General features: G+C 71.3%; 17 protein-coding genes. 7 read left to right on the top strand and 10 right to left on the bottom strand.

The genetic code is table 11. From position 1 onward, the window contains the following. Positions 1-297 precede the first annotated feature (297 nt). The 3 genes from ACIPSE_RS04550 to ACIPSE_RS04540 are packed head-to-tail and all read left to right on the top strand — an operon-like array spanning position 298 to position 3,414. On the top strand, positions 298-1,536 hold the full coding sequence (locus ACIPSE_RS04550) for an outer membrane lipoprotein carrier protein LolA (RefSeq protein WP_401657284.1): 1,239 nt from the start codon (positions 298-300) through the stop codon (positions 1,534-1,536). A gap of 29 nt (positions 1,537-1,565) precedes the next feature. Further along, positions 1,566-2,540 carry an ABC transporter ATP-binding protein gene (locus tag ACIPSE_RS04545; RefSeq protein ID WP_401657282.1) on the top strand — a complete coding sequence of 325 codons (975 nt, stop codon included), beginning with the start codon at positions 1,566-1,568 and terminating at the stop codon, positions 2,538-2,540. Then, complete coding sequence (locus tag ACIPSE_RS04540) at positions 2,527-3,414, top strand: ABC transporter permease (protein WP_401657280.1); 888 nt, start codon at positions 2,527-2,529, stop codon at positions 3,412-3,414. The genes ACIPSE_RS04545 and ACIPSE_RS04540 overlap by 14 nt, the downstream gene beginning before the upstream one ends. Before the next feature lie 15 nt (positions 3,415-3,429). Here ACIPSE_RS04540 and ACIPSE_RS04535 read toward each other — a convergent pair whose 3' ends face one another. Next, positions 3,430-4,017: a flavodoxin family protein gene (locus ACIPSE_RS04535; protein ID WP_401657278.1), complete on the bottom strand. Its 588-nt coding sequence runs from the start codon at positions 4,015-4,017 to the stop codon at positions 3,430-3,432. Positions 4,018-4,162: 145 nt separating this feature from the next. After that, a complete protein-coding gene (locus tag ACIPSE_RS04530) occupies positions 4,163-4,675 on the bottom strand; it encodes a DUF6668 family protein (protein WP_401657276.1) in 513 nt (170 codons plus the stop codon). Positions 4,676-4,924: 249 nt separating this feature from the next. Here ACIPSE_RS04530 and ACIPSE_RS04525 point away from each other — a divergent pair, with 249 nt between their 5' ends. Further along, positions 4,925-6,292, top strand: a complete 1,368-nt coding sequence (locus tag ACIPSE_RS04525) for a tetratricopeptide repeat protein (protein ID WP_401657684.1) — start codon at positions 4,925-4,927, stop codon at positions 6,290-6,292. A gap of 75 nt (positions 6,293-6,367) precedes the next feature. On the opposite strand, the gene ACIPSE_RS04520 is transcribed toward ACIPSE_RS04525, so the two are convergent. From ACIPSE_RS04520 to ACIPSE_RS04505, 4 genes are all read right to left on the bottom strand, one after another. Further along, the gene (locus tag ACIPSE_RS04520) at positions 6,368-7,321 is read right to left on the bottom strand and encodes a M28 family metallopeptidase (protein ID WP_401657274.1); all 954 of its coding nucleotides are present in this window, start codon (positions 7,319-7,321) and stop codon (positions 6,368-6,370) included. A 153-nt stretch (positions 7,322-7,474) separates the two neighbouring features. Continuing rightward, positions 7,475-7,957, bottom strand: a complete 483-nt coding sequence (locus tag ACIPSE_RS04515) for a VOC family protein (RefSeq protein WP_401657272.1) — start codon at positions 7,955-7,957, stop codon at positions 7,475-7,477. 37 nt (positions 7,958-7,994) lie between these two features. Then, entirely contained in the window at positions 7,995-8,987 is a 993-nt protein-coding gene (rarD, locus tag ACIPSE_RS04510) for an EamA family transporter RarD (RefSeq protein WP_401657270.1), read from the bottom strand. A 141-nt stretch (positions 8,988-9,128) separates the two neighbouring features. Beyond that, positions 9,129-9,983, bottom strand: coding sequence for an SDR family oxidoreductase (locus tag ACIPSE_RS04505; protein ID WP_401657268.1), 855 nt, complete (start codon positions 9,981-9,983; stop codon positions 9,129-9,131). A 91-nt stretch (positions 9,984-10,074) separates the two neighbouring features. On the opposite strand from ACIPSE_RS04505, the gene ACIPSE_RS04500 reads away from it, so the two are divergent. The 3 genes from ACIPSE_RS04500 (at position 10,075) to ACIPSE_RS04490 (ending at position 11,602) form a co-directional block, all read left to right on the top strand. Beyond that, positions 10,075-10,470, top strand: coding sequence for a winged helix-turn-helix transcriptional regulator (locus ACIPSE_RS04500; RefSeq protein ID WP_401657266.1), 396 nt, complete (start codon positions 10,075-10,077; stop codon positions 10,468-10,470). 293 nt (positions 10,471-10,763) lie between these two features. Next, the gene (locus ACIPSE_RS04495) at positions 10,764-11,210 is read left to right on the top strand and encodes a DUF6082 family protein (protein ID WP_401657264.1); all 447 of its coding nucleotides are present in this window, start codon (positions 10,764-10,766) and stop codon (positions 11,208-11,210) included. A 134-nt stretch (positions 11,211-11,344) separates the two neighbouring features. Then, positions 11,345-11,602, top strand: a complete 258-nt coding sequence (locus ACIPSE_RS04490) for a hypothetical protein (RefSeq protein ID WP_401657262.1) — start codon at positions 11,345-11,347, stop codon at positions 11,600-11,602. A gap of 55 nt (positions 11,603-11,657) precedes the next feature. Here the strand turns inward: ACIPSE_RS04490 and ACIPSE_RS04485 are convergent, their stop codons facing one another. The 4 genes from ACIPSE_RS04485 to ACIPSE_RS04470 form a co-directional block, all read right to left on the bottom strand. Continuing rightward, positions 11,658-12,737: a 2-oxoacid:ferredoxin oxidoreductase subunit beta gene (locus tag ACIPSE_RS04485; protein ID WP_401657260.1), complete on the bottom strand. Its 1,080-nt coding sequence runs from the start codon at positions 12,735-12,737 to the stop codon at positions 11,658-11,660. Further along, complete coding sequence (locus ACIPSE_RS04480; protein ID WP_401657258.1) at positions 12,730-14,670, bottom strand: 2-oxoacid:acceptor oxidoreductase subunit alpha; 1,941 nt, start codon at positions 14,668-14,670, stop codon at positions 12,730-12,732. Before ACIPSE_RS04480 ends, ACIPSE_RS04485 begins: the two co-directional genes overlap by 8 nt. Before the next feature lie 271 nt (positions 14,671-14,941). Continuing rightward, positions 14,942-15,601, bottom strand: coding sequence for a LuxR C-terminal-related transcriptional regulator (locus ACIPSE_RS04475; RefSeq protein ID WP_401657682.1), 660 nt, complete (start codon positions 15,599-15,601; stop codon positions 14,942-14,944). Positions 15,602-15,919: 318 nt separating this feature from the next. Next, entirely contained in the window at positions 15,920-17,278 is a 1,359-nt protein-coding gene (locus tag ACIPSE_RS04470; RefSeq protein WP_401657256.1) for a sensor histidine kinase, read from the bottom strand. Between the last annotated feature and the right edge of the window lie 29 nt (positions 17,279-17,307).

Here is a 17,307-nt window from a genome sequence, read left to right as displayed (position 1 = left end):
AGGTGCCGTACCGGGCGGACCACGTGTTTCTGCGCGACGGACGGACCCGGCCCGACCGGGCCTGACCGGCCGACAGGAGCGGCGCCCCCTACGGGTCGTAGGGGGCGCCGCCGTGTCATGTCATACCCCAGGTGTACGCGGAGTTGGCTCCGTGGGCTGACGTCTCAGGTCGGACGATTTGGTCAGATGGACACCACGGACCACACCACTCCTCACCGATCCGGGTGAGAATGGCGGCACGGGGTGGACGACTGTGCTTGCGAACCGGCCGCCGCCGACACGGAGGTAGGGCACACCATGGCACCGTACGAATCCGACGACATCACCGAGGACCCGAAGGCGGGGCGCCGCAAGGCCGCCCGCTACGTCGTCCCGGTCGCGGTCGTGGGTGTGGCCGCGGCGACCATCGGGCTCGTCCCGGCGCTCGCCGACTCCGGCGACCCCGACCTGCCGGAGATCAGCGCGCAGCGGCTCATCGAGAAGATCGCCGCGTCGGACGTCGAGCAGCTCTCCGGCACCGTGCGGTTCAGCACGGACCTCGGGCTGCCGGACCTCGGCGGGCTGGAGAGCGGCCTGACCGGCGGCGCCGCGGGCTCCGGCGGCGGCTCCTCCGCCGACCCCACGGCCAAGCTCACCGAACTCGCCACCGGCACACACACCTTGCGCGTCGCGGCCGACGGCCCGGACCGGCAGAAGGTCTCCCTGCTGGAGGACGCGGCCGAGTACAGCCTCATCCACAACGGCAAGGACGTCTGGGGCTACGACAGCGCGTCCAACGAGGTCTTCCACGCCGAGTCCGCCGAGGCCGGCACCGGCGGGAAGAAGGACGCCGAACCCCCGGCCACACCTCAGCAGCTCACCGAGGAAGCCCTCAAGGCGGTCGACGACACCACGTCCGTGACCGTCGAGGGCACCGCGCACGTCGCCGGACGCGACGCCTACCGGCTCGTCGTCAAGCCCAAGGACTCCGGCTCCACGGTCGGCCAGATCACCGTCGCCGTGGACGCGAAGACGGGCATGCCGCTGAAGTTCACGCTCACCCCGGCGAGCGGCGGCGCGGCCGTCGTCGACGTCGGCTTCACCCAGGTCAGCTTCGCCGCACCGGCCGCCTCCACCTTCGACTTCACCCCGCCCAAGGGCGCGAAGGTGACGGAGGAGGAGCAGCCCGGGGCGACGGAGAAGGGCTCCACCGAGGCACCCGGGCGCACCGGCTCCGGCGAGCACCCCTTCGGCAAGGACTCCGGCTCCGAGGACGGCCCCGGCGGCCTCGACGGGATGAACGTCATCGGGGACGGCTGGGACTCCATCGCCACCTTCGACACCGGAGGCGAGGGCGTCCCCTCCGGCTCCGAGACCGGCGGCGGCGCGCTCGGCGGCTTCATCGACTCGCTCGGCGACAAGGTCACCGGCAAGTTCGGCACGGGCACGGTGTTCAAGACCCGCCTGATCAACGCCCTCGTCACCGACGACGGCAAGGTCTACGTCGGCGCCGTCACCAAGGACGCGCTGGTGAAGGCGGCCGACGCGGCGCAGTAGCCCACCCGCACGACGAATCGAGGGAGCCGATGGACGAGCCGCCCACCACGGAGGCGGACCCGGCGGGACCGGACGACGGCGTCATCCGGACCCGTGGGCTCACCAAGCGCTACCGCGGCGGGCAGCTCGCCGTCGACGGTCTCGACCTGACCGTCCCGGCGGGCAGCGTCTTCGGCTTCCTCGGTCCCAACGGCTCGGGCAAGACGACCACCATCAGGATGCTGATGGGCCTGATCGAGCCCACCTCCGGCTCCGCGCACGTCCTGGGCCGTCCCATGCCCCGCGCGACCCGCGCGGTCCTGCCCCAGGTGGGCGCGCTCATCGAGGGCCCCGCCCTCTACGGCTTCCTCTCCGGCCGCGACAACCTCGTCCGCCTCGACGCCGCCGACCCGGCCTCCGACCCCCGCACCCGGCGCGCCCGGGTCGCGCAGGCCCTGGACCGGGTGGGTCTGACGGCCGCCGCCGCCAAGAAGGCGAAGGCCTACTCGCTCGGCATGAAGCAGCGCCTCGGCCTGGCCGCGGCCCTCCTCCAGCCCCGCCGGCTCCTCGTGCTCGACGAACCGACCAACGGCCTCGACCCGCAGGGCATGCGCGAGATCCGCTCCCTGGTGAGGGAGCTGGCCTCCGACGGCACGACCGTCTTCCTCTCCTCGCACCTCCTGGACGAGATCGAGCAGGTCTGCACCCACGCGGCCGTCATGGCCCAGGGCCGGCTGATCGTCCAGGGCCCGGTGTCGGAGCTCGCGGCGGGCGCGCGGGGCCGTCTGGTCGTGACCACACCGGACCCGGGGGAGGCGGCGCGGGTCCTGAAGGAACAGGGCGTCGGCGACGTGGTCGTGGCCGAGGACCGCGTGACGGCGGAGCCGCCCGCCGGTGAACCCGCGGATCTGAACGCGGCGTTGGTGAAGGCGGGCGTGCGGGTGCGAGGCTTCGGGGTGGAACGGGCGTCCCTGGAGGACGCGTTCGTGGCGCTGACGGGGGAGGGCTTCGATGTCGCGGGCTGAGGCCGCGGTCCTCCCGGTGCCCCGCCGCCGGATCACCCTCCGGGGCACCCTCTTCGGCAACGAGCTGCTGACGACCTTCCGCCGCTGGCGCACCCTCGCCCTGCTGGCCGTGGTCGCGGCGGTCCCCGTCCTCATCGGCATCGCCGTGCGGATCGAGACCGGCGGTGACGGAGGCGGCCCCGGCCGCGGCGGCGGCGGTGACGGACCGGCGTTCATCTCCCAGGTCACCAACAACGGCCTCTTCCTGGTCTTCACCGCGCTCGCCGCGACCCTCCCGTTCTTCCTGCCGATGGCGATCGGCGTGATCGCGGGCGACTCCGTCGCGGGCGAGTCGAACGCCGGCACCCTGCGCTATCTGCTCGTCGCCCCGGCGGGCCGCACCCGTCTGCTGCTCACCAAGTACGCAACGGTGCTGACGTTCTGCCTGGTGGCGACCCTCACGGTCGCGGTGTCGGCGCTCGTCGTGGGCGCGCTGCTCTTCCCCCTGGGCGACCTCACGACCATCTCCGGCACCCGGATCACCTTCGCCGACGGCCTGGTCCGGGCGTTCCTGATCGCCCTGGTGGTCGCCGCGTCACTGATCGGGGTGGCGGCGCTCGGCCTGTTCGTGTCGACGCTCACCGGGAGCGGCATCGCGGCGATGGCGACGACGGTCGGCCTGCTCATCACGGTCCAGATCCTCGACCAGATCCCCCAGCTGCACGCGATGCAGCCGTACTTCTTCTCCCACTACTGGCTGTCCTTCGCCGACCTCATGCGCGAGCCGGTCTACTGGGACGACCTGCGCAAGAACCTGGGCCTCCAGGCCCTGTACGCGGTGGTGTTCGGCTCGGCGGCCTGGGCGAGGTTCACGACGAAGGACATCACGGCGTAGCGGGCGGGAGGCGCGTCAGGCGGCGTCCTCGTAGGGGAAGCGCGCGAGGGGCGGCTCCTGGGCGAAGAACGTCTTCGCCCGGGCCAGCGCCTGCGCGTCCGCGAGCACGTCACCCGGCTTGCTGCCGTTGCCGAGGAGGACCCCGCCGAACCGCATCCCCAGATACGCGGCCGAGTGGTGCAGGGTGCCGACCAGCGGGTCGGCGACCTCGGGCTCCTCGTGGGCCAGCGCGGTCACGCCCCAGAGCGTGCGCCCCGCCATGACGGCCTTGAAGTCGACGCCGGGGGTGCGCAGCCAGCCGGACCAGTGGTCCAGATAGCGCTTGGTGGACGCGGACACGGAGTACCAGTAGAGCGGGGAGACGATCACGACGTCCGTCGCCGCGAGGGTCGCGTCCAGCAGCAGCCCGACGGTGCCGTCCGTGGGGCGGACATGGTCGCTGTCGTGGCGCAGGTCCCGGAAGTCGGGCAGCGGGTGCTCGGCGAGCGAGATCCAGCGCCGCTCCGCCTCCGCGGGCAGCTGCTCGGCGGCCCGGCGGGCCAGCAGTTCGCTGTTGCCCTCCTCGCGGCTGCTGCCCAGCAGGAACAGGAAGCGGCGGGTCATGGGATCCCCCAGGCGGTGAGACGGGACGACACGCCCGAGGAGGGCGCGCACAGGGAGGGTGCACACAAGCAAGGCGTCCACGAGCAAGACGCCCACAAGTAGAGCGCACGCCGATTAACTGCACACGCATTATATGCGCACGCAATTACCTCCTGTCCAGGGCCGCCCCCGTCAGCCGGGCCAGCGCCTCCGTCTCGCGCGGTGGCCGTCCGGTCAGGTCGCCGAGCCGCCAGTCCGGGACCCAGGGCACGCGGTACACGTCGATCACCGACTCGATGACCTTGACGTGCTGGGCGAGCGGCCTCGGCAGCCGCCCCGGGGCGTCCGCGACCAGCACCACCGCGTCGAGGTCCAGCCCCCGGGGCGCCTCGCCGAGCCGGAAGAGGTCCAGCGTGCGCAGCACCGCCGCCAGGCCCGCCGCGTGCGTACGGCCCACCAGCAGCACCGACGGGGGATCGGCGGGGCCGGGCCAGCCGTGCCCGCAGTCGTGGCCGCCGTAGACGCGGGAGAGCGTGGAGGTGCCGGAGCCGCCGTGCGTGCCCACCCAGGAGAAGTGCCGCGCCGTCGCGGTGCCCCGGGGGACAGGGCTCGGCTCCTCGGGCACGGCCACCGGTCCGCGCAGCCAGATCTCGGGCCCTTGCCGCACGTCGGACCGCATGGAACCCCCTCCTTCCGCTTCTCCCCGACGGCTCCCGCCGGGGCTGGGACGAGCCTGTGACGTCACGGTGACGTGAGTACCGTGAGTGAGCGGAGAGACTACTCAACAGTACGTGTGCGACCGGTTCCTGACTCGGAGGAGCGGAGACCGGAGCGGGGAGGGAGCACCATGGAAGCCGGACCCATCCCGGACCGGGACCCGAACACGCAGTACGCCGCCCACTCCCCGACGCATCCGAGTGAGGGAACGATGTCGCGACTTGGCCGCGAGAAGCGGGAACAGCAGGGCGCCGCCCACCCGGCGGTGCTCGCGGCGGCCCCCGTGGACGTCCTCGTCGGGCCGGACGGCGCCTCGGTGGGCGGGGTGCCCGTGCCCGTGACCCCGGGTGAGGAGATCCAGCAGACGGTGCTGAACCACCTCCACCGGGTCGCCCTCGCCACCGGCCATCCCGTCCACGCCACCGTCCGCGACGACCGCATCGGCTACGTCGTCGCCCTGCGCGTCGCCATGGACGGCGCCAGCAGCTTCACCGCGGAACCCCGGCCGACCACCCCGCCGGAGCCCCCGGCACTCCTCCGCCCCGAGCCCCCGGCTCCCGCACGGCCCGAGCTGCCGGCCGCCGAGCCCCAGGCGCCCGCGGACCGGCTGCCCGAACCCTCCGTGACCTGGCCCCCCGCGGCGACCGACGACCCGCCGCCCGCGCGGTCCGAGGGCCACGACGCCGGACCCGCCGCGCCCGAGGACCGGCCGGCCGCACCGGCCGAGCCCGCCCGGCCCGCCGAGCCCGCCACCTTCCCGCTGCGGGCCGTGCCGGAGGACGCGGCCGAGGAGGAGCCCCGGGACGCCGTGCCGACCTTCCGGCTGCGGGCCGTCCCGGAGTGGGTGGAGAACCGCGCGCCCGGGACCGTCGCACCCCCGACCGGCCAGTTCGGGCCGCCCCCGGTGATGGGCGACCCGGCGACGGCACAGGCTCCGGCACCGCAGGACGCGCCGCAGGACGCGCCGAGGGGCGCCGCGAGGACGTTCGGGCTGATCGCCGACGCGCACGCCACCGACGTACGCCTCGACGACCCCGACCCCAGGCCGACCCCGCCGCGCGGGTTCGACGCCGTCGCCGAGGCCGTCCTCGGGGACGACCCGGCCACGGCGTACGACGGCGGCGGCACCCCGCTGCTCGCCGAACCGATGGCGGGCATCAACGAGGCCGTCAAGGCCGGGCGGATCCAGCAGGCGTCGGAACTGGCCGAGGAGACGGTGGTCCGGGCGTCGGCGGCGCTCGGTGCCAAGCACCCCGAGGTGCTGCGGCTGCTCGAACTGACCTCCTACATCGCCTATCTCGCCGGCGACCCGGTCCGCGCCTTCGGCCTCTCGCTCGACCTGGCCAGGACCCGCCACGGAGCCCGGGACGCCGAGGCCGCGTACGGCAACGTCCAGAGCGCGGCGACCGCCTGGCGTGCCGTACGCGACCCGGAACTCGGGCTGCGCATGGGCGTCGACCTGCTGAACCTGTGGACCGAGCTGTCCGCCGAGGGCGGCCCGGCCGCGGAGGACGCGGAGCAGCTCGACTCCGCCCGCGCCCGCATGGGCCGCCTCGCCGAACGGGCCCGCAAGTCCTAGGCCCGGCAGGGCCGATGGGTCTCGTGGGCCCGGCAGGGCCGATGGGTTTCCTGGGCCCGAGGGGCCCGGCGGACGTCAGGCCGAGAGCGCCCAGATCGCGTACGCCACCGCGTCACTGTTCCGGTTCAGCGCGGTGTCGTTGATGTTGGACGTCGTGTCGCAGGACGAGTGGTAGCAGCGGTCGAAGGCCAGCCCCGACGTACCGCCCCACTTGGCGGCCTGCGCCGCCGTCTTGATGTAGTCCGCGCCGCTGAACAGCCCGCCCACCGGGACGCCCACGTTCTTGAACGGGGCGTGGTCGGAACGGCCGTCGCCCTCGGTCTCGATCTCGGTCGGGACCCCGAGCCCGGCGTAGTAGTCCTTGAAGGTCTGCTCGATCGTCGGGTCGTCGTCGTAGACGAAGTACCCGGGGTTGGGCGAGCCGATCATGTCGAAGTTGAGATAGCCGCTGATCTTCGCGCGGTTCGTGGACGACAGGTTGTTGACGTAGTAGCGGGAGCCGACCAGGCCCAGCTCCTCGGCGCCCCACCAGGCGAACCGCAGATGCTTGGTGGGCTGGTACCCGGCCCGGGACACGGCCAGCGCCGTCTCCAGGACCGCCGCCGAGCCGGAGCCGTTGTCGTTGATGCCGGCGCCGGAGGTGACGCTGTCGAGATGCGAGCCGGCCATCACGACCTTGTTGGTGTCGCCGCCCGGCCAGTCGGCGATCAGGTTGTAGCCGGTGCGCCCGGAGGTCGTGAACTGCTGGATGACCGTGGTGTACCCGGCGGCGTCCAGCTTGGCCTTCACGTAGTCGAGCGAGGCCTTGTAGCCGGTGCGGCCGTGGGCCCGGTTGCCGCCGTTGGCGGTGGCGATGGACTGCAACTGCGTGAGGTGCGCCTTGACGTTGGCGACGGGGATGTCCGGCGCGGCGGCCACCGCGGGTCTCGGGGTGGCGGGGGCCGCGCCGGCTATGGATCCGCCGACCAGGAGTGTCGCGGCCGCGATGACGGTGGTGACCGTGGCGCGTCCGGGAACCGAGAGCTTCATGTGGGGGGCTCCGAATTCCTCGGGAATCACAGGGATTCCACAGCGAATGGGGTGCCTGGATGGTGAAGCTGTGGCCAACAGTCCGTCAAGAGCGGTATCAGGACACGGGTGTTCGTATACCGGGCAGGTGCGGCCCGGCCTGCGGGTCCGCGGTCAGTGCACGCAGAACTCGTTGCCCTCGGGGTCCGCCATGACCACCCACGCCCCCGACGGCTCCTCCACCTCGCGCAGCACCCGCGCCCCGAGCGCCGCCAGCCGCGCCACCTCGTCCTCCCGCCGCCCCGCGCCCGGGTGCAGGTCGAGGTGGAGGCGGTTCTTCACCGTCTTCTCCTCCGGCACCCGCTGGAACAGCACCCGCCGCCCCAGCCCGGTCCCGCTGTCCGCGTCACAGGGATCCCCGGGATGCCGTACGGCGATCAGGTCCCGGAAGGCGAGGCGCCCGTGGAACCCGACGGTGGCCTCACGGGGCAGCGCGCCGAGGCCCAGGAGCCGCTCGATCAGGGCGTGGTTGTCCTCGGCCGTGTAGTGCAGCGCGGCGGCCCAGAAGTCGGCCTGGGCGTGCGGGTCGGCGCAGTCGACGACGAGCTTCCAGTGGACGGGCTCGGGGGCGGGGGCGGGCTCTGGTGTGGTGGTCATGGGTCATTCATAGCCCCGGACCAGGTCGGGAACTGTCCTAAACGGGCTCGGCCTCGGGTGCGGTCTCGGGTGCGGTCTCGCGCCGGCCGGTGACCGGGGTGCCCGCGCGGGCGGTGTCCATCCGCAGCCGTCCGCGCCGGGCCGCGCGCAGCGCGTCCCAGGTCAGCAGGGCCAGCGCCAGCCAGACCAGGGCGAAGCCCGCCCACCGCTCGGCCGGCATGGCCTCGTGGAAGTAGACGATGCCGAGCAGGAACTGGAAGACCGGGGCCAGGTACTGGAGCAGCCCCAGCGTGGACAGCGGCACCCGGATCGCGGCGGCGCCGAAGCAGACGAGCGGCAGCGCGGTGATCACGCCGGTCAGCACCAGCAGGGTGGTGTGCCCGGCGCCCTCGGCGGTGAACGTGGAGTCGCCACGCGCCCCGAGCAGCAGCAGGAAGGCGACCGCCGGCAGGAACTGGAGCGCGGTCTCGGCGGCCAGCGACTCCAGGCCGCCCAGGTTGACCTGCTTCTTCACCAGCCCGTACGTCGCGAAGGAGCAGGCGAGGATGAGGGAGATCCAGGGCGGATGGCCGTAGCCGACGGTGAGGACGAGGACCGCGGCGAAGCCGACGCCGACCGCCGCCCACTGCGCGGGCCGCAGCCGTTCCTTCAGGATGAGCACGCCCATCGCGATGGTGACCAGCGGGTTGATGAAGTACCCGAGGGAGGCCTCGACGACCCGGCCGTTGTCCACGGCCCAGATGTAGGTGCCCCAGTTGACCGCGATGAAGGCCGCGCCGACCGCGATCAGCGCGAGGCGTCGGGGCTGGCGCAGCAGCTCCCCGGCCCATCGCCACCGCCGCAGCACGAGCAGGGCCACGGCGACGACGGCGAGCGACCACACCATCCGGTGGGCCAGCACCTCGAACGGCCCGGCGGGCTTCAGCAGCGGGAAGTACATGGGGAACAGGCCCCACATCCCGTAGGCGGCGAAGCCGTTCAGCAGTCCTATGCGCTGCTCGCCGCGATCGACCTTGGGCTCCGCGCTCACGGGCCCTCCTTCCGCTCACACATGCGGTGGTCCCGGTTCACGCATGCCAGCACGAAGGTAGCGCCGAAGGCCGCGGCCTGTCATGCCCGTATCGCCATACGGTCATGACAGGGTCCGCGGCCTTCGGTCTCGGCCGGGGGGTCAGCCCTTGAGGGCGGCGGCGATCGCCTCGGCCAGCGGGGTGGTGGGCCGGCCGGCCAGCCGGGACAGGTCCCCGGAGTCGACGACCAGCTCGCCCTCGGCGATGGAGGCGTCCACGCCGGCGAGGATCTCGGCGAACGGCTCCGGCAGACCGGCGCCGGTCAGGATGGAGACCAGGGCCTCGCCGGACACCTGGCTGACGGCGATCTCCTTGCCGGTCTGCCGGCTCAGCTCGGCCGCGTACTCGGCGAAGCTCCACGCGGTGTCGCCGCCGAGCTCGTACGTCCGGTTCTCGTGCCCCTCGCCGGTCAGTACGGCCACGGCCGCCGCGGCGTAGTCGGCGCGGGAGGCGGAGGAGACACGGCCCTCACCGGCGGCGGTGACGACGGCGCTGTGCTCCAGGGTGGGGGCGAGGTTCTCGGTGTAGTTCTCGTGGTACCAGCCGTTGCGCAGCAGTGTGTACGGCAGCCCCGAGGCGAGCAGCACCTTCTCGGTGGCGCGGTGGTCGTCCGCGAGCGCGGCGGTGAGGGTGCCGGGGGCGCTGGTGTAGGCGAGCAGGGCCACGCCTGCGGCCTTGGCGGCCTCGATGACGACCGTGTGCTGGCCGGGGCGGTCGTTGCCGACCTCGCTGCCGGAGATGAGCAGCACCTTGTCGCCGGCGCCGAACACGCCGTCGAAGGTCTCCGGGGCGTTGTAGTCGGCGACGGCGATCTTCACGCCCTTGGCCGCGAGGGCGGAGCCCTTCTCCGCGCTGCGCACGACCGCCGTGATCTGCTCGGCCGGGACCTTCGTCAGCAACTGCTCGACGACGTGGCTGCCCAGGTGTCCGGTGGCTCCGGTGACGACGATGCTCATGATGTGCGATCTCCTTGTGGGGTGCGGATGCACTCACCGTAGAAGCTGCACTAACTCTTGGAAAGTACCCACTTTGAAGTAAGGTACTGGCATGGCAGTAAGCAATCCGGAGAGCCCCGAGGCGATGTGCCCCTACCGCCTCGTCCTGGAGCACGTCACCAGCCGCTGGGGCGTCCTGGTCCTCATCACCCTCCTCGACCGCCCCCACCGCTTCAGCGAGCTGCGCCGCGCCGTCAGCGGCTTCGGCCGGAGCGTCAGCGAGAAGATGCTCACGCAGACCCTCCAGACCCTGGAACGGGACGGCCTCGTCCACCGGGACGCCAAGCCGGTCATCCCCCCGAGGGTCGACTACTCCCTCACGAACCTGGGCACCGAGGCAGCACAACAGGTACGGAGCCTGGCGCTGTGGACGGAGCGGCGGATGGGGGCGGTGGAGGAGGCGCGGGAGGTGTACGACACGCGCAAAGCGGCTGCTGAGCAGGGATGACGCGGTCTCCGGGGTCCGGCAGGACGTATGTCGACGGCGCTCGCTGGGCACATACATGTCAGGGCGTTGGTTGACCTCGGCGAGGTGTCCATCCGTGCGCCCCCTTTCCGCCCCTCGGGCCGACTTGAGTCGCCCGGCATGCTGAGGGGCGCGGTGTTGTGCCCAGCCGTACGTCGGTCCGGACGAGCCGCTGGCCGGCGCCTGGACGCCTGACTCGGGGGTTCGCATTGGACACAGGGGATCCGGATGTGCGAGGGAACGATTCAGCAGCGGGCGGAAGTCCCGCGGGGTGGGTGGAGGGACTGCTTGAGCAACTGACCGTGCTCGCAAAGGAGATCAGGCATGCCAACCTGATCCAGCTCCACCGCATCTCGGTCGAGCAGATGGAGCGCAGGATGGCAGATCCTGCTCTGGCCGATGCCGTCAATATTCTGTCGGGCCTCACAGAGCGCGAGCGTCGTCAGCTCATCCATGTCAACGCGCAGTACCACGGCATACTGCTCCATCACCGAGTGGAAGCCATGACATGGAACGAACTCATGGGGCATTTGCGGGTTTTGTGCAGGAACCCCGTCTTTGAGCGCTACTGGGAGCTCACTCGGGATCACCGCAGAAGCCTGCCTCGCGGGTCGCTGGAGTCTCGTGTGGGGAGTGCTGTGGATGTAGTGGTGGAGGGGCTCCGCGAGGAGCCGGAGGAATGGTGGGTCGTGGCGTACCCGGAGGAGCCACCGTCGCCCTGAGGGACTGCTTTCACTCGAAGCGGCAGAAGTCTTCACTCCCAGGGTCTAACTCCGTTTAAAATGACGTGTCTTGGGGCACCGGAGTCGGTTGTGTCCGACGACCATGGCCCCATCTCGTCAAAGAGGCTTTCCGCGTGCACAACGAACCCTCCGCCGTCCGCATTCTCCGACGTATCGGCGACTCGCCGCGCCTGCGAGGAAGTGTCACGGACACGACGTGTCCTGACCTCTTCGAGTTGAGTGACGGAAGTTTCGCGGTGATCGGAACGGACCGGACCGAGGAGTTGGACGGTCTGCTCCCCGAAGACGCCGCTCGCGCCGACTACGAGCGCATCGTTGTGATCACTCGCGAGACCCTCCTCCGGGCCAAGCGGGACATCCCCGACGTCTGATGCCGAAGGGCCCGGACGCGGTGCGCGTCCGGGCCCTTCGTGTGTCCGGACGGGGTCAGCCGACCACCGTCCACGTGTCGCCCCCGGCGAGAAGCGCCGCCAGGTCACCCTTGCCGTTCTGTTCGATCGCCGCGTCGAGCTGGTCGGACATCTGCGTGTCGTAGACCGGACGGTCCACCGCGCGCAGGACCCCGATCGGGGTGTGGTGCAGCGTGTCCGGGTCGGCGAGGCGGGAGAGGGCGAAGGCGGTGGTGGGGGAGGGGGAGTGCGCGTCGTGGACGACGACCGCGGACTCGTTCTCCGGCGTCACCGTGACCACCTTCAGATCGCCGGTCGCCGCGTCACGGACCACACCCTTGGAACCGTCCGCGCCGAACCGGATCGGCTGCCCGTGTTCGAGACGGATCACCGCCTCCCCGGCCTGCTGACGGTCCTTCAGGACCTCGAAGGCGCCGTCGTTGAAGATGTTGCAGTTCTGGTAGATCTCCACGAGTGCGGTGCCGGGGTGGGCGGCGGCCTGGCGCAGGACCTCGGTGAGGTGTTTGCGGTCGGAGTCCACGGTGCGTGCCACGAAGGACGCCTCGGCGCCGATGGCGAGGGAGACGGGGTTGAAGGGTGCGTCCAGGGAGCCCATGGGGGTGGACTTGGTGATCTTCCCGACCTCGGAGGTGGGGCTGTACTGGCCTTTGGTGAGGCCGTAGATCCGGTTGTTGAAGAGGAGGATCTTGAGGTTGACGTTGCGGCGCAGTGCGTGGATGAGGTGGTTGCCGCCGATGGAGAGGGCGTCGCCGTCGCCCGTCACCACCCACACGCTCAGGTCCCGCCGCGAGGACGCCAGTCCGGTCGCGATCGCCGGTGCCCGGCCGTGGATGGAGTGCATGCCGTAGGTGTTCATGTAGTACGGGAAGCGGGAGGAGCAGCCGATGCCGGAGACGAAGACGATGTTCTCCTTGGCCAGCCCCAGTTCCGGCATGAACCCCTGGACGGCCGCCAGGATGGCGTAGTCGCCGCAGCCGGGGCACCAGCGCACTTCCTGGTCGGACTTGAAGTCCTTCATCGACTGCCTGGCCTCGGCCTTGGGGACGAGGGAGAGCGCCTCGATCGTGCCCGTGCCTTCCGTGGACGTCTCAGCCATCGATGGCCTCCTTGAGAGCCGTGGCGAGCTGTTCGGCCTTGAACGGCATGCCGTTCACCTGGTTGTACGAGTGCGCGTCGACCAGGTACTTGGCCCGGATCAGTGTGGCGAGCTGTCCGAGGTTCATCTCCGGGATGACGACCTTGTCGTAGCCGTCCAGGACGGCGGCGAGGTTGTGGGGGAAGGGGTTGAGGTGGCGCAGGTGGGCCTGGGCGATGGACTCGCCCGCGGCGCGCAGGCGCCGGACCGCGGCGGTGATGGGGCCGTAGGTGGAGCCCCAGCCCAGGACCAGGGTGCGGGCGCCGTGCGGGTCGTCGACCTCGAGGTCGGGCACGGTGATGCCGTCGATCTTGGCCTGGCGGGTGCGGACCATGAAGTCGTGGTTGGTGGGGTCGTAGGAGATGTTGCCGGTGCCGTCCTGTTTCTCGATGCCGCCGATGCGGTGTTCGAGACCGGGGGTGCCGGGGATCGCCCACGGGCGGGCCAGGGTCCGCGGGTCGCGTTTGTAGGGCCAGAACACCTCGGTGCCGTCGTCCAGGGTGTGGTTGGGTCCCTGCGCGAACTGCGTGGTCAGGTCCGGGAGTTCATCGGTCTCGGGGATGCGCCAGGGCTCGGAGCCGTTGGCGAGGTAGCCGTCGGAGAGCAGGAAGACCGGGGTGCGGTAGGTCAGGGCGATACGGGCCGCCTCCAGGGCGGCGTCGAAGCAGTCGGCCGGTGTGCGCGGGGCGATCACGGGGACCGGGGCCTCGCCGTTGCGGCCGTACATCGCCTGGAGCAGGTCGGCCTGCTCGGTCTTGGTGGGCAGACCGGTGGAGGGACCGCCGCGCTGGATGTCGACGACCAGCAGCGGCAGCTCCAGGGAGACCGCCAGCCCGATGGTCTCCGACTTCAGGGCCACACCCGGACCGGAGGTGGTGGTCACCGCGAGGGAGCCGCCGAAGGCCGCGCCCAGCGCCGCGCCGATGCCCGCGATCTCGTCCTCGGCCTGGAAGGTGCGCACCCCGAAGTTCTTGTGCCGGCTCAGCTCGTGCAGGATGTCCGAGGCCGGGGTGATCGGGTAGGAGCCCAGGAACAGCGGCAGGTCCGCCTGGCGTCCGGCGGCGATCAGACCGTAGGACAGGGCCAGGTTCCCGGAGATGTTGCGGTACGTGCCGACCGGGAACGCCTGCGCGGCGGGCGCCACCTCGTAGGAGACGGCGAAGTCCTCGGTCGTCTCACCGAAGTTCCAGCCCGCACGGAACGCCGCGATGTTCGCCGCGGCGATGTCCGGCTTCTTCGCGAACTTCGTCCGCAGGAACCGCTCCGTGCCCTCCGTCGGACGGTGATACATCCACGACAACAACCCCAGCGCGAACATGTTCTTGCTGCGCTCGGCCTCCTTGCGGCTGAGGTCGAACTCCTTGAGGGCCTCGACGGTCAGGGTGGTCAACGGCACGGGATGGAGGCTGTACCCGTCGAGCGACCCGTCCTCCAGGGGCGAGGCGCCGTACCCGACCTTCTGCATCGCCCGTTTGGTGAACTCGTCCGTGTTGACGATGATCTCCGCGCCGCGCGGCAGATCGCCGACGTTCGCCCGCAGCGCCGCCGGGTTCATCGCGACGAGGACGTTCGGCGCGTCGCCCGGCGTGAGGATGTCGTGGTCGGCGAAGTGCAGCTGGAACGACGAGACCCCCGGCAGTGTGCCTGCGGGGGCCCTGATCTCGGCGGGGAAGTTGGGGAGGGTGGACAGATCGTTTCCGAAGGAGGCCGTTTCCGAGGTGAAACGGTCACCGGTGAGCTGCATACCGTCGCCGGAGTCCCCCGCGAAGCGGATGATCACCCGGTCCAGCCGGCGGACGTCCTTCGCCGCGGCGGGTTTGCGCTGCTCTCCCAGTTGCTCTCCCAGTACTGCTTCGTCGGCCTGTTCCGCTGGGCTGCTGACCTGGCTGGTCACTGAACTGGACCTCCCTCGAGGCGGCTGTCCGGGACCGGCCCTCCCTTGGGCCGTCCCAGGATCAACCCTACGTCCGTAAGGGTCGCCTTCCTGTGGACAATCGCAGGATGGACACGATTTTGAGACGGCCCTTCGCCCTGACTTGTCATGATTTCTCGCCCCCCGATGCCTGACTCTGTAGACGCTCGGTGCTTCCGCGTGGTTCTCCGGGTTCGCTGAGTGACGACCGCGGCCCGCGCGGCCGTCGTACAGCTGACACGGTGTCAGGGCATCAGGAGTTCAGATAGGTGAGGACCGCCAGGACGCGACGGTGATCCCCGTCGCTCGGGGACAGCCCGAGCTTCAGGAAGATGTTGCTGACGTGCTTCTCCACCGCGCCGTCGCTGACGACCAGCTGCCGCGCGATCGCCGAGTTCGTCCGCCCCTCGGCCATCAGCCCCAGCACCTCGCGCTCCCGCGGGGTGAGTCCCGCGAGCACGTCCTGCTTGCGGCTGCGCCCGAGCAGCTGCGCCACGACCTCGGGATCCAGCGCCGTCCCGCCCTCGGCGACCCGCACCACCGCGTCCACGAACTCGCGTACCTCGGCCACGCGGTCCTTGAGCAGATAGCCGACCCCGCGGGTGGAGCCGGCGAGCAGCTCGGTCGCGTACCGCTCCTCCACGTACTGCGACAGCACCAGCACCCCGAGTCCGGGATGCGCCTTGCGCAGCTGCACCGCCGCCCGGACCCCTTCGTCGGTGTGCGTGGGCGGCATCCGCACGTCGGCCACGACGACGTCGGGCAGTTCCCCCTGGGCGTCCAGCTCGGTGATGGTCTTGATCAGGGCCTCGCCGTCCCCGACACCCGCGACCACGTCATGCCCGCGGTCGGTCAGCAGCCGGGTCAGCCCTTCCCTGAGCAGTACCGAATCCTCGGCGATGACCACCCGCACCCTGTCCTCCACGATCCCGGCCCCCCAGCACGCACTCCGACGTCCGGTGGTCCAGCATTCCAGCATTCGGACCCGACTGCGCCCGAGGGGCACGAATCAACGCCGAACAGATGCGCGATAAGGCGGATTCCCGCCCACCCCCTTGTTTCTTTCAGCCCGTCCGGCGCTTGAGGACGAGGCCCGTTCAGGGCCGATGGGGGGTCCAGGGGGCGGAGCCCTCGGGGCGGTGCGGGGTCGAAGGGTCGGCAGCCCCTGGGGAGGGGAACGGGTAAGGGCGGCGGGGGCGAAGAAACCCCCACCGCCCGCCCCGCCCCGCACTCAGAGCGCCCGCTCACCCCGCCACGGCAGCTCCGCCGTCACCCGCGTGGGCCCGCCCACCGGAGAGTCCACCACCAGCACCCCGTCCACCGCGTCGAGCCGCTCCCCCAGCCCCGCCAGCCCGGACCCGCCAGAGGTGTCCGCGCCGCCCACCCCGTTGTCCACGACCTGGAGCATCAGCCGGTTCTCCACCCGCCACACGTCCACCGCCGCCCAGGTGGCCCGGGAGTGCTTGCTGATGTTCTGGAGCAGCTCCGACACCGTGAAGTACGCGATCCCCTCGATCGCCGGCGCCGGCCGCTGCGCCAGATCGACCTCCACCTGCACCGGCACCGTGCAGCGTGAGGCGACGGAGGACAGGGCGGCGTCGAGGCCCCGGTCCGTGAGGACCGCCGGGTGGATGCCCCGGGCCAGGTCCCGCAGCTCCTGGAGCGCCGTCTTCACCTCGCCGTGCGCCTCGTCCACCATCCGCGCCGCCGCCTCCGGGTCCTCGGCGAGCTTCTCCTTCGCCAGCCCCAGATCCATGGCGAGCGCCACCAGCCGGGCCTGCGCCCCGTCGTGCAGATCCCGCTCGATGCGCCGCAGATCGGCGGCGGCCGTGTCGACGACGACCCCCCGGTCCGACTCCAGCTCCACCACCCGCGTGGCCAGCTTCGACGGCCCCAGCAGCCCGTGCACCATCACCCGGTCCACCATCGTCAGCGCCCGCACGATCCACGGCGTGGCCAGCGTGAACAGCAGCCCGACCAGCGCCGTCACCCCGATCTCGAAGGGGTTGTCCAGATAGATGTGGTGGCTCTGGTCCCCGTAGAGCTGGAGCCCGTCCTGCCCGACGTACGCCGGGAACACCCAGAACCACAGCGGATACGTCAGCAGCGCCCACCCGTAGGCCCAGAAGTTCACCGCGACCACGAACGAGAACACCGCCCACGGGAACTGGATCACCGCGTACAGCAGCGCGCGCCACGAGGCACCGCTCTTGAGGACGGCCCCCATCCAGGCCATGAACCCGTGCCCGCGCATCCGCAGCGGCTCGGGGTCGGCGACCTCCAGGCCCAGCAGCCCGCGTGCCCGCGCCCGCTCCAGCGTGCCGAAGCCCCGGCAGCCGGCGAGACCCGCCGCCAGCACCGGGACGCCGAGGAACGTCACCAGCAGACCCGCGCCGAGCGAGACCATGGTGACGGCGTAGGTGAACAGCAGGACCGCGATCGGCAGGCCCAGCAGCACATACCCGAACTCCCGCCAGCTGCGCCCCTCGAAGGGGGCCCGCAGCCCCGTCGGCAGCCGGCGCCGCCGGGTCTCCCCGGTCGACCCGAGCCCGCTGTCGTACCCGTAGCGCTGTCCGTACTCCGTGGCCATCGGCGTCGTCCGTTTCTGCTCGTCCACTC

Origin of the sequence: Streptomyces sp. NPDC090106 (assembly GCF_044747265.1) — a bacterium.
Classification (GTDB): domain Bacteria; phylum Actinomycetota; class Actinomycetes; order Streptomycetales; family Streptomycetaceae; genus Streptomyces.
This window is presented reverse-complemented; position numbering and strand designations above follow the sequence as displayed.